The organism is Risungbinella massiliensis (genome assembly GCF_000942395.1).
Classification (GTDB): Bacteria; Bacillota; Bacilli; order Thermoactinomycetales; family Thermoactinomycetaceae; genus Risungbinella; species Risungbinella massiliensis.
The window spans coordinates 395,204-418,136 of sequence record NZ_LN812102.1 but is presented as its reverse complement, the minus strand read 5'-3'; the positions used below and the strand labels follow the sequence as shown (position 1 = coordinate 418,136).

Annotated in this window: 23 protein-coding genes and 1 pseudogene; all 24 read left to right on the top strand. The window is 38.4% G+C overall.

The window, feature by feature from the left end:
* Window positions 1-345, top strand: a complete 345-nt coding sequence (locus tag VJ09_RS18760; RefSeq protein ID WP_230199123.1) for an ArsA family ATPase — start codon at window positions 1-3, stop codon at window positions 343-345.
* On the top strand, window positions 342-581 hold the full coding sequence (locus tag VJ09_RS02520) for a hypothetical protein (RefSeq protein WP_044640103.1): 240 nt from the start codon (window positions 342-344) through the stop codon (window positions 579-581). Before VJ09_RS18760 ends, VJ09_RS02520 begins: the two co-directional genes overlap by 4 nt.
* Before the next feature lie 123 nt (window positions 582-704).
* Window positions 705-1,184, top strand: coding sequence for a pyridoxamine 5'-phosphate oxidase family protein (locus VJ09_RS02515; protein ID WP_052807183.1), 480 nt, complete (start codon window positions 705-707; stop codon window positions 1,182-1,184).
* Window positions 1,185-1,687: 503 nt separating this feature from the next.
* A complete protein-coding gene (locus tag VJ09_RS02510; RefSeq protein WP_044640102.1) occupies window positions 1,688-2,569 on the top strand; it encodes an aldose 1-epimerase family protein in 882 nt (293 codons plus the stop codon).
* Window positions 2,570-3,366: 797 nt separating this feature from the next.
* Window positions 3,367-3,543: a hypothetical protein gene (locus tag VJ09_RS18275; RefSeq protein WP_154662333.1), complete on the top strand. Its 177-nt coding sequence runs from the start codon at window positions 3,367-3,369 to the stop codon at window positions 3,541-3,543.
* Window positions 3,544-3,779: 236 nt separating this feature from the next.
* Window positions 3,780-4,292, top strand: a complete 513-nt coding sequence (locus VJ09_RS02505; RefSeq protein WP_044640101.1) for a GNAT family N-acetyltransferase — start codon at window positions 3,780-3,782, stop codon at window positions 4,290-4,292.
* Window positions 4,293-4,470: 178 nt separating this feature from the next.
* Window positions 4,471-4,923 (top strand): GNAT family N-acetyltransferase, encoded by a 453-nt coding sequence (locus VJ09_RS02500; protein ID WP_044640100.1) that lies wholly within the window; start codon window positions 4,471-4,473, stop codon window positions 4,921-4,923.
* A gap of 480 nt (window positions 4,924-5,403) precedes the next feature.
* Window positions 5,404-6,557: pseudogene (locus tag VJ09_RS02490) on the top strand (IS3 family transposase).
* Window positions 6,558-6,722: 165 nt separating this feature from the next.
* Window positions 6,723-7,406 (top strand): hypothetical protein, encoded by a 684-nt coding sequence (locus VJ09_RS02485; protein WP_044640098.1) that lies wholly within the window; start codon window positions 6,723-6,725, stop codon window positions 7,404-7,406.
* 184 nt (window positions 7,407-7,590) lie between these two features.
* The gene (locus VJ09_RS02480) at window positions 7,591-9,435 is read left to right on the top strand and encodes an RHS repeat-associated core domain-containing protein (protein WP_052807182.1); all 1,845 of its coding nucleotides are present in this window, start codon (window positions 7,591-7,593) and stop codon (window positions 9,433-9,435) included.
* An 80-nt stretch (window positions 9,436-9,515) separates the two neighbouring features.
* The gene (locus tag VJ09_RS02475; RefSeq protein WP_044640097.1) at window positions 9,516-9,830 is read left to right on the top strand and encodes a hypothetical protein; all 315 of its coding nucleotides are present in this window, start codon (window positions 9,516-9,518) and stop codon (window positions 9,828-9,830) included.
* A gap of 245 nt (window positions 9,831-10,075) precedes the next feature.
* Complete coding sequence (locus VJ09_RS02470; protein WP_044640096.1) at window positions 10,076-10,288, top strand: hypothetical protein; 213 nt, start codon at window positions 10,076-10,078, stop codon at window positions 10,286-10,288.
* Between the two features lie 107 nt (window positions 10,289-10,395).
* On the top strand, window positions 10,396-10,914 hold the full coding sequence (locus VJ09_RS19105) for an RHS repeat-associated core domain-containing protein (RefSeq protein ID WP_082050366.1): 519 nt from the start codon (window positions 10,396-10,398) through the stop codon (window positions 10,912-10,914).
* A 217-nt stretch (window positions 10,915-11,131) separates the two neighbouring features.
* Window positions 11,132-11,476 carry a hypothetical protein gene (locus VJ09_RS02460; RefSeq protein WP_044640094.1) on the top strand — a complete coding sequence of 115 codons (345 nt, stop codon included), beginning with the start codon at window positions 11,132-11,134 and terminating at the stop codon, window positions 11,474-11,476.
* Window positions 11,477-11,489: 13 nt separating this feature from the next.
* A complete protein-coding gene (locus VJ09_RS02455) occupies window positions 11,490-12,413 on the top strand; it encodes an RHS repeat-associated core domain-containing protein (RefSeq protein WP_147635412.1) in 924 nt (307 codons plus the stop codon).
* Window positions 12,414-12,472: 59 nt separating this feature from the next.
* Window positions 12,473-12,775 (top strand): hypothetical protein, encoded by a 303-nt coding sequence (locus VJ09_RS02450; RefSeq protein ID WP_044640093.1) that lies wholly within the window; start codon window positions 12,473-12,475, stop codon window positions 12,773-12,775.
* A 432-nt stretch (window positions 12,776-13,207) separates the two neighbouring features.
* On the top strand, window positions 13,208-13,672 hold the full coding sequence (locus VJ09_RS02445) for an Imm30 family immunity protein (protein WP_147635411.1): 465 nt from the start codon (window positions 13,208-13,210) through the stop codon (window positions 13,670-13,672).
* A gap of 529 nt (window positions 13,673-14,201) precedes the next feature.
* Window positions 14,202-17,513, top strand: coding sequence for a polymorphic toxin-type HINT domain-containing protein (locus VJ09_RS02440; protein WP_044640091.1), 3,312 nt, complete (start codon window positions 14,202-14,204; stop codon window positions 17,511-17,513).
* Window positions 17,510-18,088: a hypothetical protein gene (locus VJ09_RS02435; RefSeq protein ID WP_044640090.1), complete on the top strand. Its 579-nt coding sequence runs from the start codon at window positions 17,510-17,512 to the stop codon at window positions 18,086-18,088. The genes VJ09_RS02440 and VJ09_RS02435 overlap by 4 nt, the downstream gene beginning before the upstream one ends.
* A 403-nt stretch (window positions 18,089-18,491) precedes the next feature.
* A complete protein-coding gene (locus tag VJ09_RS02430) occupies window positions 18,492-20,693 on the top strand; it encodes a polymorphic toxin-type HINT domain-containing protein (RefSeq protein WP_044640089.1) in 2,202 nt (733 codons plus the stop codon).
* 1 nt (window position 20,694) lies between these two features.
* Window positions 20,695-21,078, top strand: a complete 384-nt coding sequence (locus VJ09_RS02425) for a hypothetical protein (RefSeq protein WP_147635410.1) — start codon at window positions 20,695-20,697, stop codon at window positions 21,076-21,078.
* Window positions 21,079-21,103: 25 nt separating this feature from the next.
* The gene (locus VJ09_RS02420; RefSeq protein ID WP_147635409.1) at window positions 21,104-21,613 is read left to right on the top strand and encodes a hypothetical protein; all 510 of its coding nucleotides are present in this window, start codon (window positions 21,104-21,106) and stop codon (window positions 21,611-21,613) included.
* A 51-nt stretch (window positions 21,614-21,664) separates the two neighbouring features.
* Window positions 21,665-22,087: an RHS repeat-associated core domain-containing protein gene (locus VJ09_RS02415; protein WP_082050365.1), complete on the top strand. Its 423-nt coding sequence runs from the start codon at window positions 21,665-21,667 to the stop codon at window positions 22,085-22,087.
* Window positions 22,050-22,892 (top strand): polymorphic toxin-type HINT domain-containing protein, encoded by an 843-nt coding sequence (locus VJ09_RS02410; protein ID WP_044640086.1) that lies wholly within the window; start codon window positions 22,050-22,052, stop codon window positions 22,890-22,892. Before VJ09_RS02415 ends, VJ09_RS02410 begins: the two co-directional genes overlap by 38 nt.
* Window positions 22,893-22,933 lie beyond the last annotated feature (41 nt).

The following is a 22,933-nucleotide window of genomic DNA, read 5'->3' as shown; positions in this document are numbered from 1 at the left end:
ATGAGTTCCGATGTGTCAGGATTACGAGCATTAATAGATTTAGCAGAAGTTGCATTTGGAGAAAGAAAATTAGAAGAAATATTCTATGTCGGAAAAGTAGAGGAAGTCAAGCAAGAACAAGATGGGTTTATTCTCTATCTCACTCTCCCCTTTGTTACTGGAAAAGATTTAGATCTAACACAACGTGGAGATGAACTAACGATTCAAGTGGGAGCCTATCGAAGAAAAGTTACATTGCCACGTTCGTTGGCAGGAAGACCGATTTTAAGTGCACGTTTTGTTGAGGAACGATTACGTATATGTTTTGGTGAGCGTATATCTACTTCGAAAGAGGGGAATGCATGATTCAAAAAGAGACAGTTCATCGCTTGATTGATCAATTGTTTGAGATTCGTGAAACATTCCAAGGAAAGATGATCCCTCAAGAAGCACAACAGCATTTTCAAAAGGCAATGAAAGAAAGATTACTGGGACTTCAAGTTTTAATAGCCCATTCGATTCAGGAAATAAAGAAAGATGAAAAGAAACAATCCAAAGACCAACAAGTGCCACAAGGGAAAAAAATCGATATTGAGTATTAATTCTATGGTTTTCAATTTTTCAATAGTGAAAAGGTATGGAACATTGTTGCAGGTGACTTTTACCGCTCAAATGGGTAAACGTTTTGCCATATATAACTTTATATGAAGAGAAGAGGGAATACGATGCAGCCATTCGATCACTGGAATACTTGGAGAGATCTTGCTTCTCGGTCATTTGCATTTTCATTTGCCACTGTAAACCCAGATGGAACTCCACATGTTACTCCAATTGGGTCTCTAATACTCAGCAAAGATGAGCCAAAAGGCTTATATTTTCAAATTTTCACTTCCCAAATGACACAAAACCTGGAACATAATAATCGAGTTTGTATTCTATCTGTTAACAATAGTAAATGGTTTTTGTTGCGATCGTTTCTTTCTAGAAAATTCAAAACGCCTCCAGGAGTACGATTGTCAGGAACTGTTGGAGAACAACGGATCGCAACGGAGGATGAGATTCAATCTTTAAAAGGGAATTTAGGATTGCTAGGGCGTTTTTTAAAAGTGAAACCCGGCGGGCTTAATATTAAGTATGTTCGGGATATTCATTTTGACTCTGTTAAACCAGTTTCAGTTGGAAAATTGACCAGAGGGCTCTTTTGATAAGTTTTTAACTGTATACGAGTCAGTAGCTTTATAATTCTAGAGCCTGTTGCATTTATCTTCACAATTAAATAGAAAAATCCGCCTTCGTGGTTATGATGAAAGTACGACCAAACACCAACCCACGGAGGCGGATACCATGAGTTTAGCACGACTGCTCTTACTTTTTTACTGTAACGGTAATTACTCTTACAAAATCCCTTCTTGAAAAAGTCTCTCTCTAGTACCTATTGCGTGGTGTTGTGGATCGAGAATCTGACTCGTTTTTATGCAGATGCTTTTCGGAAAAAAGAAGAGTTTGATCAGTATATTCAGCTTCTAGAAGAAGTGAAACAATGAGTCTATCGGAAATTAGGGAAAGAACTAGAGATCTTACGATGTTGAAAGACATGGGTCAAGTATTACCTATATGGCTCCCCAAAGGTGCGAAGATAGGCAGGATCATAGGAGAGCCTTTCCGTATAATAAGAATGTGAAATCCGTACCAGAGATGAGGGATTAAGATGGTGATTGTAATTGAAAATGATTGGTTAAAGGTAGAGTTAGTGAGCAACGGAGCAGAAGTACGTAAAGTGAAGCATAAGAAAAATGGTCTAGATTATATGTGGACAGGGGATAACGCTTACTGGGGACGCGTCTCTCCGGTCTTATTTCCGATAGTTGGACGTTTAAAGGAAGATAGATATCAACTTAATGGTCAGACTTACGAGATGTCACAACATGGTTTTCTGCGTGATATTATATTTGATCTGGACGAGCAGACAACAACACACGTTTCTTTTGTGGTTGATTCTGCTGGACGATTCCTTAATGTGTATCCGTATGAATTTAAAGCGTTTATTCATTATATGCTGAAAGAGGATTCCCTTATTGTCCGGTGGGAAATAGTGAATGAAAACAAGGAAGAAATGTATTTTTCCATTGGTGCGCATCCTGCATTTAAGGTTCCGCTTTTAGAAAATGAAACGATTGAGGATTATAGTTTACACTTTACTCCTGCTATCAATAAGAATGTAATGGAATATGAGTTAAAGGATTCTCTTATTCATGAGAAAGGAATTGCAAATGATATTTCAACGATCCAGCTCACTGATTCTCTATTTGTAAAGGATGCTCTTGTTTACAGTAATATTGATTCAATAACACTGGTATCCAATCAATCGAGTCATGGTGTAGAAGTAATGTTTCAAGAATTTCCGTTTGTTGGGATTTGGTCAAAATATATGGATACCGATGGTACAATGGCGCCATTTGTTTGCATTGAGCCGTGGTACGGCATCGCCGATACATATAATACATCTGGGAAAATGAATGAAAAGTTTGGAATGAATAAGCTTGAAATAGGAGAAACATTCCAAGCAGAGTATAAAATGAAGTTTAAATAATAGTTTTAGCAGCTTTTTGTCTAACGTACTACCATGTATTGAAAGAGAAATGTGAAGTCCTTGTATCCATGAGGATTGAAACAGATCGAGAAAATATAAAGCAAATATTTGCTATGTATGCACCTGCATTAAATTAAGGTTAAAAGCCTTAAAAGAAGTTCATGATGCAGGAATACGCACACAAGCTTCGATTTCACCTGTTTTGTCATTTATCCCAGACTTTCTAAAAAAAGTTTAAAAAAGAAGCAACCAAAAATCATCTCATAATCCACTTTAGTTCGGTAAAAACTTCTATAAAAGGAGTTGGTCCCAATCAAACCACAGGATTTTGAGATCGTAAATCTAGAGAGCTATCCAGAAGTTCTGGAAAAAATCTCTCAATTAGAAGAAGAATTAGCAAAAGAGCTGGATAACAGGGTCTCCTTAATTGCTTATATCGACCAAAAACCAATGAATCATGCGAACGACAATTTATGATTTGATAATAGATTTTCGTATAAAACTAACTATTTCCACTAAGGACAACTTTATCTGAAGACAACGAAAAGGCAGCTGTCCCCAAATGGTGACAAGTTGCCTTTTTTAAATCAGAAACGATTTTCTTTCGTTTCAATCCAGTGTAACTCGATAATTATGAATTATATGATGTTTTGTTTGCTAATCATATATAAATTAGTATAATAATATTTGTCTAACTCAGTAGGGTTGACTGGTGTTGCTACGAGAGCTGACATGTTCAGATTTGGTAGCAACACCGGTCATTTGACCAAACCATTACATCGTGGGAGGTACCTACTATGGACCTACATTTTTGCAAATTGATGAAGTTGATTATCACTCTAAATTCCGAGAAAGCTGTATTAGAAGTCATGGAGGAATATATTGAATCTAATGTCATCAATGAGGGTGGCAACCTAGCCAGTAGCGTTTATCTGGCTTGGGTAGAGACTCAGAAACTATATATAGAAGATTAGAGTTAGACGGATCAGCTCCTGTTGGGAAGCTGATCTATTTATTTATGAAAAGAAACATTGCATAATCTAGTTATCAAGAAACAATTGATGATGAGTTTCATCCTAAAAAAATTAGTTCAAGAGATCTGCAAGACTATCGGAGATTTCTAGAAACAGTTCGAAATCAACAATCTACTAGAGTGAACAAGAAAGTAGCATAGGGGGGAACTTTCAATTTTAGGAATGGAGGAAATTAAATGAATATAAAAACCACTAGGCTAGTGATACGTAAATTTGAATTTGAAGATTGGCAAGATGTCTATGAATACACATCAAATATTAATGTTATGAAATATATACCAGAAGGTGTTTTTACTGAAGAAGATGCCAAGAAATTTGTTAATGACAATATTGGTGAAAATGCTGAGAAGTTTCCTGTGGTATTGAAGGATGAAAAAATGGTAATTGGTCACATTGCTTTTTTTAAGTATTTTGGTGAGCATACTTATGAGATTGGGTGGGTGTTTAACCCAAAATATTATAATAAGGGGTACGCTTCAGAAGCTGCAAAAGCTATATTAGAATTTGGTTTTACAAAAATGAAATTACATAGGATTATTGCTACGTGTCAACCGGAGAATGTTGCTTCATATCGGGTTATGGAGAAGATTGGAATGAGAAGAGAAGGCTATTTCAAAAAATGTATCCCATACGGAAAGGAATGGTGGGATGAGTATTATTACGCTATTTTAGAAGAGGAGTGGAAATGAGTCAAAAGAGAATCTTTCCTTTTTTTATAGCTGGTCTTATGATGATTAGATTTAGGATCGAGACAACTCCAACTATATAGTCGAATTATATTTATGACTCCGATTTACATAATCAAAATCCAAAATGGAGATTCATTAGTGTTATTAATGAAGTGAGTCCTACTAGTGGGAGAGGGAAATGGATATTAGAAAATTAGAATTAGATGAAAAGCCACCAATGGATTTGTTGTTATTAGCAGATCCTTCTCAAAAAATGGTAGAAGAATATATTAATAGAGGAGAGTGTTTTGTAGCGGAAATTGATAGGAAGATTATAGGAGTCTATGTTTTGCTCCCTACAAAATCTGATACAGTCGAATTGGTGAACATTGCAGTTGGAGAAGAGCACCATGGTAAAGGGATCGGAAAAAAGTTAGTAATGGATGCAATTCAAACAGCGAAGAAAATAGGATACAAAATAATGGAAGTTGGTACAGGGAACTCAAGTATAGGGCAACTAGCACTATATCAAAAATGTGGTTTTAGAATATCTAGTGTCGATATAGATTATTTTATTAGACACTATCCAGAAGAGATTATGGAGAACGGCATACAGTGTAGGGATATGATTCGTTTATCTCAACATTTATGATTATAACAATTTTGAGTGATAGTTAGTACAATCTGTCATCAGAAGTGTTTGCTTAAGTGTCCTAACGATTCCCATAGATTCCATTTGTTTTAAAGAAGGGAAGATAAGACTTTCTACTTACTAAAAATAGAAATTAAATATGAGGTTAAATAACAAATCTTCTAAGCTATCAGGAGGGAGCTTTTCAGCAACCTTCTTTTATCTTTTAAAGGTTAATTCATGAATCTTAATGAACTATAAAACAACTGAATCAAGATTAATTTGAAGAGTAAGTAGTTTTAAATAAAGTGGTACTTATAAGAAATTTATTAACTGAATTTCCGTTAAATATCAATCATAATATACGAATTGAGAAATATTTTGTAACGTTATTTTTTGGTATAAGAGATACTTTTACTCCTAATGTTGATGATAGACTAAAAAGTAGACAAGACGAGCTGAGAATGACAAAATAAAACCAAATCATTCGAGGTGATCGTGATGTCAAAGTATGACAAGGAGTTTAAAACCCAAACAGTTCAGCTAGTATTGGAGCAGGGGAAACCTGTTGCTCAAACTGCAAAGGATTTAGGTGTTTCTATTCAAACTTTGTATCGCTGGATTGAGCAATACAAAATGCATAAAGATCACGCTTTCCGCGGAAGCGGAAATCTGAAGCCTGAAGATAAGGCTTTACGAGACTTACAAAAACGTATCCGTGACCTAGAAGAGGAAAATGCTATTTTAAAAAAGGCGATGCACATCTTCGCAAAAGACCGGGGCTAACTTTTGAGTTCATATATGAACACCACTTCGAGTTTCGTGTACAGAAGATGTGTCAGGTAATGGGAGTTTCTAGAAGCGGTTTTTACAAATGGCTGAACCGTCCCGAAAGCGAGCAGAAGAAGCGCAGAAAAAAGTTAGTGAAGCAAATCCACCATCTGTTTCTTGATTCCAGAAGGCTGTATGGTAGCCCTAAAATTACTCGACAGCTAAAAACAAAAGGGATTTGCGTATCTCAAAAGACAGTTGCCAGGATTATGAGAGAGCATGAACTGGTTTCTCGTACAGTTAAGAAGTACAAAGCGACTACCAATTCTCGTCATTCCCTACCTGTTCATGAAAATACGCTAAACCAGCGGTTTAGCACAGAAAAACCTAATCAAGTATGGGTAGCAGATATTACCTATGTTCCTACTCAGGAAGGCTGGGTGTATGTTGCAAGTGTGATGGATCTCTACTCTCGTAAAATTATTGGCTGGCATGCTGACAACCGAATGACTAAAGAGCTTGTTTTGACTGCTTTAGATCGTGCGTACAAACAACAGAAGCCAAAAAACTCAGTACTTCATCATTCTGATCGTGGAAGTCAATATGCTTCGCATGAATACCAAAAAAGACTGAAACAGTATGGATTGGAAGGAAGTATGAGTCGTAAAGGAAACTGCTATGACAATGCGTGCATTGAATCCTTTCACAGTAATTGAAGAAAGAACTGGTGTTTCCCGCTTCCTGTCTAGAAAACAAGCGAAACAAGATATATTTGAAACATCGAATTTTTCTACAACCGTAAAAGAATTCACTCATCCATTGGGTATCTCTCACCCATTGACTACGAACGTATGTACTTCAAGAAATGCAGCTCTGCTGCATAACAAGACTCGTTTTTTTCTGTCTACTTTCTTGACCTAATACCACACCAGGGAAAGGTCATAGAAAATACAAAAAAAAGAGATAGTAATTCAAGTTGTTGGAAGAGCAAAATTTACCCTAAAGTATATAAACTTTAGGGTAAATTAACATTAGAAAGGAATTACAAAATGAAAAAGAAAAAGAAGGGTATTAATTTGTATGTACATAAGAATGTAAATAAAACTATTGACTCAGCATTCATAGACTATGTATCATGGGTAAACAAAAATTTTCATATTCCTACAAAAGTCTCGTTATACTTAAAACCTGAAAAACAACTAAAAACGAAAAAAGGTGAATATGTAAGTGCTACATTTTTCGCTTCAAATAAGAAATCAGATGCTCCATATATTAAAATAGCTACTGGCGATTCTATTAGTGATAGCACTTGTATATCTGAGTATATTAACTCGGCAGGTCATGAACTAATACATTATTTCCAATGGATTGACAATATTGATTTATATGATGTAGATGAAATTCATTTTGATGAAGAGGATGCTGAACAAGGAGCTGAAGAGATAACTCAAGAATATTATGATGATGTCTTAGACCGAATAATATTAAAATCCAAGAAACCTAAATTAAATGATATTTATTGGCTAAAAAGAATTTTTAACTATAGCCCAATTCATATAAAAGTAGAAATAGTTAAAGTGCTTGATAAATATACTGCTTATCAAATTACCAAAGAATTTTTAATTGAACTTTCAAACAGTAGCTATAAAAAAATAAATAATCTTGCGAAACATATCTTATCTAAACATTGGCCTGTGGAGGATGCAACCCAATTAACACTGTTAAATGATTAATGGTTCAACGATCCTAAAGGCAAATAAACGAGTCGATATAATAAATAAGTATTTCTATTTTGTCAAAAGAGATCCCCTCCAAGGAACTGTACTGCCTTTTGGAGGGGATAATTATGCTATTTTGTACCTAGAATCTTTCGTACTTTGGTAAGAGCTAGGTCGAGCTCTTCTTGTGTGATAGTGAGTGGCGGGGCCAAACGATGGCAACAAAACCAAAGTAACCAACGCAAAAAGTAAAATAACCACCTTTGCCTTTAACGAGTATAATCTTGTGAAAAAGGTAATGGATGCAAATAACAAATCTACTACCTTTGACTATGATCTCAATGGGAACCAGACTAAGGTCACCTATCCTAATGGAAATACAGTAGAGCAACGATACAACGCTGTAAATCGTCCAACTTCTGTATCTCATAATGGCACAGATCGTTATACGTTTGAGTATGATCCAAACGGTAACATTACCAAAGAAACAGACGTAGCCAATAATCGAGTGACTAGCTACCAATATGATGCAGATAACAAACTCAAAACCGTCCAAGTACCTGGGAACCAAACAGACTACACATACGACAAAAACGGCAATGTACTAGAACGAAAGTACACATGGACAGAAGGAACCGGAAGTACCCAAAACTCCTACAACTCACTCAACCAATTAACCAATATAAAAGAAGATGCAACGATCAACGTAGGTTCCTTTAGCTACAATGAGTCCGATCAGCTAGCAGGTCGTCGTATAGCAGATGGCTCCTCCACTGTGTATCAATATAATGACGCAGGAGAGTTAGTTCATCAGATTACCACGGATAAATTTGGGACATCAATAGACAACTCACAGTATAACTACGATAATAAAGGAAATATCATCTCTGCCATTAGCACAGCAGGAACCACAACCTATGTATACGATGAACTAGACCAACTACTAAAAGAAACTCGACCAGATGGTACGATCTACGAATATACGTATGATGAAGTAGGCAACCGCCTTACCAAGAAAGTAACGACAGATGGCAACGCAGTAACTACCAGCTATACCTATGACGATGCCGATCAACTAACCTCTGTCAACGGTACTACCTATAGCTATGATGACAATGGAAACTTGCTAAGTGACGGAAATCGCACCTACACCTATGACGCAGAAAATCGTCTCACTGCTGTAAAAGACAAAGCAGGAGCCACCATCGCATCCTACACCTATCGGGCAGATGGAATGCGTCAGACGATGACCACCCCAGCCAAAGGAACGATCACGTTCCATTATGATGAAAACAAAAACGTTGTATTTGAGACGAATGCTAGCAATACGGTTATCGCAAGATACACCTATAACTCTGAAAACCAACCAGTGAGCATGAAGACCAATGGTCAGTATTATTACTACCAGTTAAATGGACATGGCGATGTAGTAGCTTTGACCGATGCCAGTGGTGTAAAAGTAGCTACCTATGACTATGATGCTTTTGGCAACTTGGTAGCAGAGACAGGAACAGTGGACAATCCTTATCGGTATGCGGGATATCGTTATGATCAGGAGACAGGGTTATATTATTTACAGAGTAGATATTATAACTCGGAGATTGGGAGATTTGTGACGCGGGACACGTTTGATGGGTTTGATGATGAGCCGCTAAGTTTAAATAAATATGCCTACGGTCATAACAATCCAGTGATGAAAGTTGATCGAGATGGACATCACCCACATGCGATAATTGCAGGACATGTTCTTAGAGCTGCATATGGTGCGTTTCTATATACAGTGGCCTATATGTATTATCAAAATGTTAGATATGGCAGAAAGTTTACTAAATCTGCCTTTATTAGTAATTTTAAGTCGTCGTTCGTTTGGAATTTACTTTTTGGTTTTGGTGTCCCTAAGTTTTTGAAATCGCATGTAAATAGAGCAGGATCTTGGCTTGGGGCAAGATTCTATTCAACTGCTTACCACACGGTATATCGATTGAAAAAGAAGACAGTAAGTTATTATGTTGTCTATCAAATAGTAAGAAATATTCTTAGATAGTTTACTTGCCCTCTCCTGTTTAAATTTCAAATTTTAGGAGGGGGCAAGTACATATTAGTATAAAAGTAAGGAGGCATAATATGAACAAACAAGACAGGGTGCTGTGTTATATTGCAGCAAATGCAGAACTTGCTTTGTATTCCGTACCACCAATAATGTTGTGCTTATTTATATTTGGATATATAGATAGTTTTTTTATACCAGCATTGGTAATAGGAGTAATTATACACCTTATTATCTTTTGTTGTTGGTTAGTACGTACCGAAGAAAAAGGATCTTATTTCCCTCCGGAAAAGTACATGATTTTAAGAAATGGTGGTAAATGGAGAAATGGATTGATTATGTTGTCTATGGTAAGCTTTGTATATTGGCTATTTACGTATTCTTCTTTTTGAGTGTTATCTATTCCATATTAAATATTGCTAGAGAGAGCCATTCTGCTTCATACCAGATGGCTTTTCTCTTTCTTACTTCACATGCTCGTTTTAATTGGATTAGATAAGTGCGCCTCTTAATGAACCACATTTGTCCACCTATGACGCAGAAAATCGCCTAACTGTCGTGAGTGACTGCCCAAAGTATGGACTGCTCGGATACGGTAACTACATGCTTATCTATGATGACAACGGCAACTTGCTAAGTGACAGAAATCGCATCCTACACCTATCGTAAAGATGGAATGCGTCAGACCATGACCACCCCAGACAAAGGAACGATCACGTTCCATTATGATGAAAAGAAAAATGTAGTATTTGAGACAAACAGTATCAATACTGTTATCGCAAGATACACTTATAACTCTGAAAACCAACCAGTGAGCATGGAAGACCAATGGTTAGTATTACTACTATAATTGAATGGACATGGTGATGTAGTAGCTTTAACCGATGCCAACGGTACAAAAGTAGCTACCTATGACTATGATGCATTTGGGAATTTAGTAGCAGAGACTGGGAAGCAGTGGACAATCCTTATCGGTATGCGGGGTATCGTTATGATAAGGAGACCGGGTTGTATTATTTACAGAGTAGATATTATAACTCGGAGATTGGGAGGTTTCTGACGAGGGATACGTTTTTAGGTGTAGATACAAATCCTTTGAGTATTAATAAGTATGCTTATACTGCAAATAATCCAGTTATGCACACGGACTCTAATGGGCATATTGTCCCATTGCAGGTAGTGGCCATATTGGTAACTTCTTTCATTCATACAGCAATTGGTTTCTTTATTACAGTATCGTTTAATCCATACAAGTGGAACTGGTACAGAGGACGATCCTCTTTTTTGGTTACTTGGGCAGTAAATTTTGCTCTTCATTTCCTTCCAGGTTCTTTCATGTGGAAACATGCAAAGGGTGTAACAGGAAAATTACGTAGGATTTTACCTAAAATAGTTAATGCTTTTAAATCTGGCTATCGTACTGGAATAAAAAAAGCAAGACCAATAATCAGATCCTTTGGTAGGTACATCTGGTAGATACATCTTTTAGTCACTTCTGTTTGAGTAAATAAAAAATAGTGAGTGGTGTTAACTGAGTGAAAAATACCACTCACTACTCTTAAAATACTATTTTGTTGAACTAATTATAAGAACATAATTTTTATAAGTAGGATAGTTTTTCCTGAGTGATGCCATATATTCAAATTAATTTTTAAAACTAAGTTATAACCACACAAGGAGTCGAGATTTCAAAATGAAAAATCAACGAGTATTTTCAATAGCTAGAAATGCTTTGGTTATTGGGTGTGTATTATCTCCTCTGGTAATATTACTGCATTTATTTGGATATATAGCTGATTTCAAGTGGCTACAAGGAGGAATTTGGTGTAGCTTAACCATACTTGTAATTGTATGTTGGATTATATCTGGAGATAAGTCAGAAAACTGGCCAGCTGATTTGATCGACGATATTTTTTTTTCTAAGGGACGTAAACTTATTGTTAAATTAGGATTCTATATACTCTTTGTACTAAATATTTTGTGTATTCTTTATTGGATTGTTAAGATAGACACAATTGGCAAGTTGATTTTTAGTTAATAGTTATTTTCGCTTGTATCGAGGCACTACCTATACCTATGATGACAACGGCAACTTGCTTAGTGACGGAAATCGCACCTATACCTATGATGCAGAAAATCGTCTTACTGCTGTAAAAGACAAAGCAGGAGCCACCATCGCATCCTACACCTATCGGGCAGATGGAATGCGTCAGACGATGACCACCCCAGCCAAAGGAACGATCACGTTCCATTATGATGAAAACAAAAATGTCGTTTTTGAGACAAATAGCAGCAATACCGTTATTGCAAGATATACCTATAACGCTGAAAACCAACCAGTGAGCATGAAGACCAATGGTCAATATTACTACTACCAGCTAAATGGACATGGTGATGTAGTAGCATTGACAGATGCCAATGGTGCTAAAGTAGCTACCTATGACTATGATGCATTTGGGAACTTGATAGCAGAGACTGGAACAGTGGACAATCCTTATCGGTATGCGGGGTATCGTTATGATAAGGAGACCGAGTTGTATTATTTACAGAGTAGATATTATAACTCGGAGATTGGGAGATTTTTGACGAGGGATACATTTTTAGGTATTAGTCAATTGCCTATTACTCAGAATCAATATATTTATGTTGAAAACAATCCTTTAATTAATATAGATCCAGACGGTCATTTAACTAAAACTATCACTATCACTAAGAGGCAATTAAACAGCACAGTTAATGCTGCAAAATGGGCACTTAGTATTCTTGGAGTTAAGTATTATGGGCTTGGGGGTTTTTTCACAGTTCAAGCATTAAGCTTTCTGTTAGATGAATTTAAAGATAATATTTATGGTGATTACGCAGGTATTCGAGTACAAATAACTTATACACTCTCCTGGCGATGGGGTTATTATAAATATCGTTATAGGTATCAAAAGCTTACTATAAAAAGAGTAAGGATTTATCGATATAGATAGATAATAGATACAGGAGCTATTATAATAGCTCCTGTAAATTTTAAGGAGTGGCACTTGATATGAAAGCTATTATTGAGGAATTAAAAGAAAAGACAGAAGGGAACCATAAGATAATTCTTACTCTAGCAATAGTCAACTATCTTTTAGCAGTTTCCGTTTTACTGAAAATATATATGTTTAAAGGAAGTTTTATTACTGATATTATTTTTATGATTTGTGTATTAGCTTATGTATCGATGGTGGAAATCAAATGGAAGGTAAATAAGTTATTAAAAGGTACTTTGTTTAAAAAGTATATCGAAAATCCGATAATGATAATTTTATTATTAGTCCTTTTTTATTTTTTATTCCTTACAAATTAATTGTGAATAAAGCCAAATACTCTACTGCTTATAGTGCAGATGATATGCGTCAATCCTTGACCACCCAGTCAAAGGAACGATCACGTTCCATAAAAGAAAATTTCTGTAATTAAAAAGCTTGTTACTTTTGTACAACTCAAGGATGTTCTATTGAGTGTTAAAAAGCAGTTGCTATTAATGTTGAACACCCACATCCTGGGACAGGAGGGAGACATAGAGAAACAGCTACTTTTGGGCGTCCACCGAACGATTGGTTCTTTTTTCGTTATCTCCAAGAGATGCTCAAGCATTTGATATAAAAGATATGCGAAGAATCTATCAGCAAGCCGGTTTGTATAATCAGACAATACGAGAGGGACTTAGATCTGTGATAAGATCTAATAGACGTAATTATAACGGTTTTTTTAATAAATAAGGAGATTGAAAAGATTGATGACAGTAAATGAAAAGATCAAAGTCCTTTACAAAAACAGGTATATGAAAGATGAGAAGGAATTTAATCAGTTTGTGAATTCTCTTGATTTTTTAAGTGAACCAAATTGGTTCGACCCTTTGAAATTTAGTGAGAAGGATATTAAAGATATTTACACGGTATTTGAAGATGATACCGAGAGTCATGATGTTATGTTTGGGTTATTACATTTAGTTGAGGCATTAGATCTACATGGAAGGGTATTGATTCATTCGCTTCCTACTATGTATCCTCATGCGTTGAATTGGCTGTTAACTTTTGTGGCTCGTATCTTGAATTCAATAGAAGCTACAGCAAGTTTTAAGGAAAACTACGCCAAACTAACTGAGACAGAAAAATTATTCGTGCATATGATATTACAAGAATTGGTTGAAGATAGTCCTATCTTTTTTGAAAGAGTTAAGTTATTAACGGAGACAAATTAGTTGGTAACAAAATTCCTTATGAGTACTGACTATCCCTTAAGCAACTGTTATGTTGGGATTATGGAAAGAAAATGAAAGTGTATAATAAACAGAAAAAAATTCCTAAGCTGTTATTAAGAAGAAAGTGTTTTTAACATAACAGCTACCAGCCACTTATTTTCCTAGGAGATAAGTGGCTTTTTCCTATTAACCAAGTGGTCGAGACCTCCTATGATGAGAATAACTGTCCAACACTTGTACTAAATCCAAAGGTGACCAGACAGAAATATAACAATGGTACTCCTCTAGAATCGGAAGTGATCAGTATCACGGAAGTAGTGGAGTACAACGAATTTGGGAGACAGTAGCGACAAAGGATCCCAAAGGTGCTGTTATCAAGACCAAATACGATCCAGTAGGTCGTGTCTCCAAAACGATTGATCCACTCAAAAACTATCGGAAGTTCGACTATGATGCCAACGGCAATGCAACGAGAGTAGAAGATGTAGCCTTTGATAGTGAGACCAACACCTACTTTAGCCGTGGTACCGTGCTTCACTTCTACGATGAACTAAACCGAGAGACCGCCTTTACGGATGGAACGGGTGATGTCAATCGGATCGTCGAAAAAAGCTACTACGACGCCGTAGACAAAGAAGTGAAGACAGTCATTGGGGAAGAAGACGTCAAAGAGTTCGCCTATGATAAAGACGATGAACCAATCTACACCAAAGAAAACTCTAATCCAATTGTTGAGACATGGGCGCTTCACGATGGAGCGGGCAATCTCGCTGTCTCGGTAGACAAGCAAGGTTCTACCTACCAGATCTATGATCTCAATGAGAACTTGTTAGAGTCCCGAGATGAAGAAGGCAAGACTACTATGAGCACCTACAATACAGTAGGGGACAAGACCAAACAAGTCGACCCCAATGGTACGGTGACTACTTGGGAATATGACGAAGAAGGTCAGCTAAAGAAAGAAACGGTAACACTCACCCCGTCTGGAGCTCCTGAGCCAAAGCTTCAGATCCAGGAGTATGGCTACAACGACATCGGACTCCTAATAACCAAAGATGTCAAAGAACAAACAGGTGTCAACATCGTCACCACCAAACAAGGAACCATCAGCTATGATGAATTAGGTCGTGTCGTCCAAGAGGTTTGGATGAGTGAAGGTGGCAAAAAGACTGAGATTAATCGTCTCTACGACAACAATGGTAACGAAGAGAAGTCCTGGCTCTATGACCAGACAACTCCAGTAGATCCACTTAAGGATACCGATGGAGATGGCTATCTCAACAGTGAGACCACCTCTGAATACGATGCCAACAACCGTCTTATGAAACAAACGGTGACGCATTCAGGTACCAGTACGATTCATAACTATAAAGACAAAGATGATGTGGAGACGATCCAGACCGCATTAGGATCGACCAAAGTAACCCGGAACAAAGACGACCTAGTCTCGGCTGTCCAGATTCCAAACTACGATGGTGCCACCATCACCTACGACTACAACCTAAATGAAAATATCCGTACTATCCGAGCACCTGGAGTAGTGACCGACTTCACCTACAACGGTGGAAGTAAAGTAGCTACCATGAAAGGGAGAAACAATGCCGGAGCATTAGTAGTAGACCTAGCCTACACTTACACCGATACCGAGCAGATCTCCCAGATCACCAATGCTGGTGTGGTCAAAGGCAAATACACCTACACCACCAATGGGTTCTTGAAGACCGTCGAAGCGAATGGCAAGACACTTCAGTACACCCATGACGGAATGGGGAACATTCTCAAAACCGAGAATCTGACCACTGGCAAGGTAAAAGATGAGTTTACCTACATCGGGGACAACCGGATCTCCGAGCGAAAAGAGTATGACGATACTAACGGGAACCTCTTAGGTACTACCAGCTTCACCTTTAATGAGAGTGGAAACCTATCCCAATCGATTCGTACCGAAGCTGGAACCAACAAGAAGACCGAGCAAAACTTCACCTACAACAATGAAGACCAGCTTGTCTCGTTGACCAAGCTTGAGAACGGGACCACGACCAAAAAGGTAGCCTACGAGTACGACCAAGAAGGCAACCGATTAGTGGAAACAGTCGATGATCGCATCCGCTACGAGTACCAACGAGATAGCAAAGATGAGATCTTTGGCATTGTCAAATGGGTAGACGAGGTAGAAGAAAGCCGTACCTACTTCTTCAAAGATGGAGACGGTAAGCTACTAGGACTTCGTCACAACGACATCGAATATTACTATCAGTTCAATGCTCGTGGAGATGTCATTGCCCTAACCGATCCCGCAGGGAACGTAGTTGTAACCTATGACTACGATGAGTGGGGAAATATCACCCAAATCACGGGAGACCAAACGCTAGCAAATGCCAACCCATACCGCTATGTTGGACGCTATGGAGTCTTCTATGACGGGGAAACCGGACTCTACCACATGGGCTGGCGAGATTACGACCCTACCACAGGACGTTTTATCGTTGCGGACACGTACGAAGGCGAAGAAGATAGTGCCGTCACCCAAAACCGCTATCTCTACGCCGAAGGTGATCCAGTCAACAACATCGACCCAGACGGCAACTGGGGAAGCTGGTTGCAAAAAGGTTGGAAAGGAATCAAGAAAGCAGCCAAGACCGTCTACAACGTTGCTATTGGAGACAGTATCAAGACCCTAAAAAATCCGAACTCTCGCTGGTATGAAAAAGTATTTGCAGCAGTGGATATTGCTTCCAACTTTATCCCAGGAGCAAAGCTCATCACCTCTGGGGTAAAAGCAATTAAAGCTGGGGTAAAAGCATATAAGACTTATAAAAAGATCAAAAAGATCGCCAAAAAAATCCCTGCCCAATCCCTAATGCGAATGCGAAAAGCCAAACTATCCGTTCAAAAGAGTAGGACAGTTGTAAAAGGGACGAAAAAGGTTTCGAAAGTACCAAAGAGAAGTAAGAAGCCAAAGGCAAGTGCGAATCGAAATCAGACCAAATCTACCAACAAAACTAAGCCAAAACAAAAAATAGAATGCAAATGCTTTACTATTAACACCAAAGTCCTTACTGACAAGGGACAAAAAAACATCCAAGATATCAAGATTGGAGACAAAGTCCTCGCAAAAGACGAGAAAACAGGTAAACAAGCCTACAAAGCTGTCCAATGGCTCTATGAGCGAAAGGTAAAAGAGGTATATAAGCTCTATATCGGGAAAGAAGTAATTGAAACCACTGATGAGCATCCTTTCTGGATTAAAGGAAAAGGCTGGATACAAGTTAAAGACCTGAAGTCTGGGGATCAAGTCGAAGATGATGAAGGTAACTTGCTCGTCGTATGGAAGATTGAGCGAGAGAAGAAAGAGACTACAGTCTATAACTTCTCGGTAGAAGATTATCACACATTCTATGTATCTGATCTGAAGGTTTTCACTCATAATTGTGGTGGCAAAGTAGAGACATTTTATAGAGCAATGTCAGAAAAAGAATATAAAAAACTGGTGAAGAATCAGGGGAGATTAACTAAACGAGAAGATGGAGCAAGTATGCTAAAGATTACCAAAGACGTGGACTACGTAATGAATGATCTCTCGATACGGAAAAAACAGGGGAAAAAATACGAAAGAGTCATTGAATTTACAGTTGCAGAAGGAACTTATGAAAAACTTAAACGATTAGGCAGAGCACATAATTCTGTTTATGATCAATTTCCCAATATGGCTCGTAGTGGGGATGACCTAGTAGAATTTCAAGTAGAAAGAGGAGGTTCGATAAGTTACGGACTAGGAAGTAGTGTAAGAGGATTAATGTTATTTAATTTAAGTATTAGAGGAGTTAAGGTATTGCGATGAAAATAGGTTCATTAGCTAAATTAATTCAAAATCATCAGGAAAGATTTGATGCTGCATTTAAAAAGGGGAATTCTGTAGATTGTGTTGTTGAATTATCAAAAGTGTTAAAGCTTTTTTTAAAAGAATGCCGCGAGTTAAACAATGTAGAAGAAGAAATTGTTCAATACTTTCAATATGGCTTAGAAAAACGAGATTTGGGAAAATATAGTCGAATGTGGTTTGGATCTGCATTAGAACACCCTTCTTCAAGCTATATTCCATATCTCGTGAAAATTGCAGAAGATCCAGAACCTACTTTTCCCCATTGGCTTGCATTCGATACATTAGCATACTTGCCAGAATCCATAACAGAAAGCTGTGTTCCAGATTTAATTAAAATGATGGATGGTCGGAATCCTAACCCATCATGGTCAGAAGATGTTATATATAAATATTTTGAAACACTGAATTGGATTGGTACGGAGGAAGCAATTAACTTTATTAAAAAAGCGCAAAAGCATTCTAATAGTACCGTCGCTAAAATTGCTGTAGGATATGTTCAACAATTTGAGTTAGATGAAGAAGATCCAGAGTAACTAAATCAATTGAATCAACCATCCATTTTTACCATGTCGGGTTTTCCGACATGGTATTTTGTTTGGAATAGTTTGTTTTTGTACTTATTTTTTCGTAGCGTAATATATATCCCTTTCATAATCTTGACTACATGGAATGGATATCTTTTTTTTACATTCGGCTACATGTAAAAGAGGAACACAGAACCCATGAATACAACGCCAACACAAACGGGCACCCATTTCGGGAACTAGCATTATCAATAACTACAAAGATAAAGAGGATGTAGAGACCGTTCTTAAAACTAAGCTCTATCAAAGTGACATGGAACGACGATGATTTAGTCTCTGAAATATCCGCACCATCCGTGCACCAGGAGTAGTCACCGATTTCACCTATAATGGTGGAACCAAAGTCGCCAGCATGAAAGGGCGAAACAATGCCGGATCCTTGGTAGTAGACCTAGCCTACACTTACACCGATACCGAGCAGATCTCCCAGATCACCAATGCTGGTGTGGTCAAAGGTAAATACACCTACACAACCAATGGGTTCTTGAAGACCGTCGAAGCAAATGGCAAGACACTTCAGTACACCCATGACGGAATGGGGAACATCCTCAAAACCGAGAATTTGACCACCGGCAAGGTAAAAGACGAGTTCACCTATATCGGAGATAATCGGATCTCCGAGCGTAAAGAGTACGACGATATCAATGGGAATCTCCTAGGCACCACCAACTTCGTCTTTAACGAGAGTGGTAGTCTTTCGCAGTCTATTCGTACTGAAGCAGGAACCAACAAGAAGACCGAGCAAAACTACATCTACAACAACGAAGACATGCTCGTTTCCTTCACCAAGCTAGAGAACGGGACCACAACGAAAAAGGTCGCTTACGAGTATGACGAAGACGGCAACCGCCTTGTCTCGACGGTAGATGATCGACTCCGTTATGAGTACCAACGAGACAGCAACGATGATATCTTTGGCATTGTCAAATGGGTAGATGGAGTAGAAGAGAGCCGTACCTACTTCTTCCGAGATGGAGACGGCGACCTACTAGGACTCCGACACAACGATCTGGAATACTACTACCAATTCAACGGACGTGGAGATGTCATTGCTATCACTGATCCTGTAGGGAATGTGGTCGTCACCTATGATTACGACGAATGGGGCAATATCACCCAGATTATGGGAGATCAAGCGTTAGCCAATGCCAACCCATTCCGCTACGTCGGACAATATGGAGTCTTCCATGACAGCGAGACCGGGCTCTACTACATGGGCTGGCGAGACTATGATCCTACCACTGGGCGATTCATTGTGGCAGATACCTACGAAGGCGAAGAAGATAGTGCTGTTACCCAAAACCGCTACCTCTACGCCGAAGGCGATCCGATCAATAACATCGATGCAGAAGGACATGCTGCAAGCTGGTGGAACAAGTTTAAAAAGGGTGCAAAAAAAGTTGGAAAAGCTGTCTATAACTTTACAATTGGAGATAGCATTCGAACTATTAAAAACCCTAAATCCAAATGGTATGAAAAAGTAATAGCAGTTGCTGAAATACTTCCGCAAGGGAAAATAATAAAAGGTGTCAAAGCTTTAAGTAAGATCTATAAAGCAACGAAAAAAGCCAAAAAAGGAACCAAAAGCAAGAAAGCTTCCTCTTCTGGAAGCGTGAAAAAGCAACAGAAAACAAAAGTGGTCAAACAACAAGTCAAACAGCAAGCCAAAGGGGGAACCAAAAAGACTTCCAAAGTAACCAAGCATAGTAAGAAGCCGACGAAGGCGAGTAGTAAGAGACCACCTAAGCAAACGAAACAACCGCCTAAACCAAAGTCACAGTCGAAACCAAAGCCAAAACAAAAAATCACTTGCAAATGCTTCACCATCAACACCAAAGTCCTGACGAAAGATGGACAAAAGAAAATCCAAGACCTCAAGATTGGAGACAAAGTCCTAGCCAAAGACGAAAAGACAGGCAAACAAGCCTACAAGGCCGTCCAATGGCTATTTGAGAAGAAAGTAAAAGAGGTATACAAGCTCTACATTGGGAAAGAAGTAATTGAGACCACTGGAGAGCATCCATTCTGGATTCAAGGAAAAGGATGGGTACAAGCGAAAGACCTCAAGTCTGGTGATGAAGTAGAAGACGATGAAGGCAAGATCTTAGTCATATGGAATATCGAACGAGAGAAGAAAGAGACTACGGTCTATAACATCTCGGTAGAGGATTTCCATACCTTCTATGTAACGGATTTGAAGGTTTTCACGCATAATTGTGGACCATCTAAAAAAACTAAACAAGGGCCTAAGAATGAAACATATGCTCCAAAACCTGTTAAACCACAAGATGCAGTAGACAAATGGGAAGAGTTTTTGGGAGAAGGTCCTTATACAAATAAACATCCTCGAACAGGAGAACCTGATCTTGATCGAATTATTTCCAAAGATGGAAAAAGAAGTATTAGATACGGAAATCATGAGATGAATGGTAAACCAACAAAACATCATTATCATGAAGAAACTTGGATTTATGATGAGAAAAATGATGTAATGGATGTAGTAAATGTAGTGATTCGTGTACCGATAATTGGGAAAAAGAAAGGGAAAAAATGAAGTGATCGTTAAAGCACTAAATGTAGATATAAAAAAATCAAAGATCTATGTTGGATTCACAAGTAAATATGGATCAGCTTATGGAGAGTGGTTTGGAGAAGTTGAAGCAGGACAAAATTATGCGATCGAATTAGATATTCCTGCCGAATTGATATGGGGAAAAGATATTAAGGAAATAAGGGAGACTTTAGAAGTTATAAGTTATGATGGTCAATTTAATTATCTTCAAGGAATTTTAGACCATCTTTATGAAGACGGGATAGTAGCATTTCGGATAGGGCCTAGTATCGTATTGTTGGAAACTAAGGGATATACATCAGCAAAAAAAGGAAGTTGGGTTCAAATTAAAGTGCCAGAAATTCAACTTTTTAACATCAATCTATAGTTGTATGAGACGATTGTTATAATTTTTGAAGAGAGTAGGAACCATAGGTTTCCTGCTCTTTTTTATATTTATGCTCTATGACCAGACGACTCCGGTAGATCCGCTCAAGGATACCGATGGAGATGGTTATCTCAACAGTGAGACCACCTCGGAGTACGATGCCAACAACCGTCTCATAAAACAAACAGTGACGCATTCTGGAACCAGTACCATTCACAACTACCAAGACAAAGAAGATGTCGAGACCACCCAGACTGCACTTGGCAAGACTAAGGTAACTCGAAATAAAGAGGATCTCGTCTCTTCGGTACAGATTCCAAACTACGATGGTGCTACCATCACCTATGATTACAATCTGAGTGAAAGAATCCGTACCATCCGAGCACCAGGAGTAGTTACCGACTTCACCTACAACGGTGGAACCAAAGTAGCTACGATGAAAGGGCGAAACAATGCCGGAGCGTTAGTAGTAGACCTAGCATACACTTACACAGATACCGAGCAGATCTCCCAGATTACCAATGCAGGGTGGTGAAAGGAAAATATATCTACACCACCAATGGGTTCTTGAAGACCGTCGAAGCAAATGGCAAGACACTTCAGTACACCCATGTGGGTAGATGGAGTAGAAGAGAGCCGAACCTACTTCTTCCGAGATGGAGACGGAGACCTAGTAGGACTGCGACACAACGATCTAGAATATTACTACCAATTCAACGGACGTGGAGATGTTATCGCCATCACCGATCCCGTAGGGAACGTGGTTGTCACCTATGACTACGATGAATGGGGTAATATCACCCAGATCACGGGAGACCAAGCACTAGCGGGTGCCAACCCATTCCGCTATGTCGGACAATATGGAGTCTTCCATGACAGCGAGACCGGGCTCTACTACATGGGCTGGCGAGACTATGATCCTACCACTGGGCGATTCATTGTGGCAGATACCTACGAAGGCGAAGAAGATAGTGCTGTTACTCTACACCGAAGGCGATCCGATCAATAACATCGATCCAGAAGGACATGCTGCAAGCTGGTGGAACAAGTTTAAAAAGGGTGCAAAAAAAGTTGGAAAAGCTGTCTATAACTTTACAATTGGAGATAGCATTCGAACCATTAAAAATCCCAATTCAAAATGGTATGAGAAAGTAATAGCAGTTGCTGAAATACTCCCGCAAGGGAAAATAATAAAAGGTGTCAAAGCTTTAAGTAAGATCTATAAAGCAACGAAAAAAGCCAAAAAAGGAACCAAAAGCAAGAAAGCTTCCTCTTCTGGAAGCGTGAAAAAACAACAGAAAACAAAAGTTTCGAATCAACAAGCCAAACAAGTCAAACAGCAAGCCAAATGGGGAACCAAAAAGACTTCCAAAGTACCGAAGAGAAGTAAGAAACCGAAGGCAAGTGCCAAACGAAGCAATACCAAATCTACCAACAAAACGAAGCCAAAACAAAAAATCACTTGCAAATGCTTCACCATCAACACCAAAGTCCTGACGAAAGATGGACAAAAGAAAATCCAAGACCTCAAGATTGGAGACAAAGTCCTAGCCAAAGACGAAAAGACAGGCAAACAAGCCTACAAGGCCGTCCAATGGCTATTTGAGAAGAAAGTAAAAGAGGTATACAAGCTCTACATTGGGAAAGAAGTAATTGAGACCACTGGAGAGCATCCATTCTGGATTCAAGGAAAAGGATGGGTACAAGCGAAAGACCTCAAGTCTGGTGATGAAGTAGAAGATGATGAAGGCAAGATCTTAGTCATATGGAATATCGAACGAGAGAAGAAAGAGACTACGGTCTATAACATCTAGGTAGAGGATTTCCATACCTTCTATGTAACAGATCTAAAGAT

What these genes read in the sequence shown, in the direction of transcription:
- VJ09_RS18760 (WP_230199123.1), top strand. Translation starts at nt 1, where the DNA reads ATGAGTTCCGATGTGTCAGGATTACGAGCATTAATAGATTTAGCAGAA.
- VJ09_RS02520 (WP_044640103.1), top strand. Translation starts at nt 342, where the DNA reads ATGATTCAAAAAGAGACAGTTCATCGCTTGATTGATCAATTGTTTGAG.
- VJ09_RS02515 (WP_052807183.1), top strand. Translation starts at nt 705, where the DNA reads ATGCAGCCATTCGATCACTGGAATACTTGGAGAGATCTTGCTTCTCGG.
- VJ09_RS02510 (WP_044640102.1), top strand. Translation starts at nt 1,688, where the DNA reads ATGGTGATTGTAATTGAAAATGATTGGTTAAAGGTAGAGTTAGTGAGC.
- VJ09_RS18275 (WP_154662333.1), top strand. Translation starts at nt 3,367, where the DNA reads ATGGACCTACATTTTTGCAAATTGATGAAGTTGATTATCACTCTAAAT.
- VJ09_RS02505 (WP_044640101.1), top strand. Translation starts at nt 3,780, where the DNA reads ATGAATATAAAAACCACTAGGCTAGTGATACGTAAATTTGAATTTGAA.
- VJ09_RS02500 (WP_044640100.1), top strand. Translation starts at nt 4,471, where the DNA reads ATGGATATTAGAAAATTAGAATTAGATGAAAAGCCACCAATGGATTTG.
- VJ09_RS02485 (WP_044640098.1), top strand. Translation starts at nt 6,723, where the DNA reads ATGAAAAAGAAAAAGAAGGGTATTAATTTGTATGTACATAAGAATGTA.
- VJ09_RS02475 (WP_044640097.1), top strand. Translation starts at nt 9,516, where the DNA reads ATGAACAAACAAGACAGGGTGCTGTGTTATATTGCAGCAAATGCAGAA.
- VJ09_RS02460 (WP_044640094.1), top strand. Translation starts at nt 11,132, where the DNA reads ATGAAAAATCAACGAGTATTTTCAATAGCTAGAAATGCTTTGGTTATT.
- VJ09_RS02450 (WP_044640093.1), top strand. Translation starts at nt 12,473, where the DNA reads ATGAAAGCTATTATTGAGGAATTAAAAGAAAAGACAGAAGGGAACCAT.
- VJ09_RS02445 (WP_147635411.1), top strand. Translation starts at nt 13,208, where the DNA reads ATGACAGTAAATGAAAAGATCAAAGTCCTTTACAAAAACAGGTATATG.
- VJ09_RS02435 (WP_044640090.1), top strand. Translation starts at nt 17,510, where the DNA reads ATGAAAATAGGTTCATTAGCTAAATTAATTCAAAATCATCAGGAAAGA.
- VJ09_RS02430 (WP_044640089.1), top strand. Translation starts at nt 18,492, where the DNA reads ATGAAAGGGCGAAACAATGCCGGATCCTTGGTAGTAGACCTAGCCTAC.
- VJ09_RS02415 (WP_082050365.1), top strand. Translation starts at nt 21,665, where the DNA reads ATGGCAAGACACTTCAGTACACCCATGTGGGTAGATGGAGTAGAAGAG.